Source organism: Shewanella sp. SM87 (assembly GCF_025653705.1).
Taxonomy (GTDB): domain Bacteria; phylum Pseudomonadota; class Gammaproteobacteria; order Enterobacterales; family Shewanellaceae; genus Shewanella; species Shewanella oncorhynchi.
This window is the reverse complement of record NZ_JAKKSC010000101.1, coordinates 1-530: the sequence shown is the minus strand read 5'-3', so window position 1 is coordinate 530 and position 530 is coordinate 1. Positions and strand designations below refer to the sequence as shown.

1 protein-coding gene is annotated in these 530 nt (G+C 42.8%); it reads right to left on the bottom strand.

Annotated elements, in window-relative coordinates; genetic code table 11:
- Window positions 1-8: 8 nt before the first annotated feature.
- Window positions 9-530: IS3 family transposase (locus tag L5M11_RS23855; RefSeq protein ID WP_263193467.1), on the bottom strand; the 522-nt coding region annotated here is incomplete at its 5' end.

The window sequence follows — 530 nt, the reverse complement described above, 5'->3', positions numbered from 1 at the left end:
TGTAGTGGTCAACTAAATTTGGCCACGGTTTTAGAATCTTCCCAAAATCTTCGCTCTGATTCATTTGGGCTTAATCCTGCATTATAATGATGTGGCCTGACTTGGCTGTAATAGCCAATAATATAATCAGTCACATCTTGTTTAGCTTCAATAAAACTCTTATAGCCTTGCGTTGGCACCCATTCCGTTTTTAAACTCCTGAAAAATCGCTCCATTGGCGCATTATCCCAGCAGTTACCTCGACGGCTCATGCTCTGAGTTATTTGATATTTCCACAGCCTTTGACGGTATTTAAGGCTAGTGTAATGACTGCCTTGGTCAGAGTGAAATATCAGGTTTTTAGGCTTACCCCGTGATTCAAATGCCATTTCCAGTGCTTTCACTGTTAACTCAGTATCTGGTGAAAATGACATCGCCCAACCCACCGCTTTTCTGGAAAATAAGTCCAGTACAACCGCTAAATAGCACCAGCGATTACCCGCCCAAATGTAAGTGACATCGCCACACCAAACGGTGTTTGGTTCAACCAC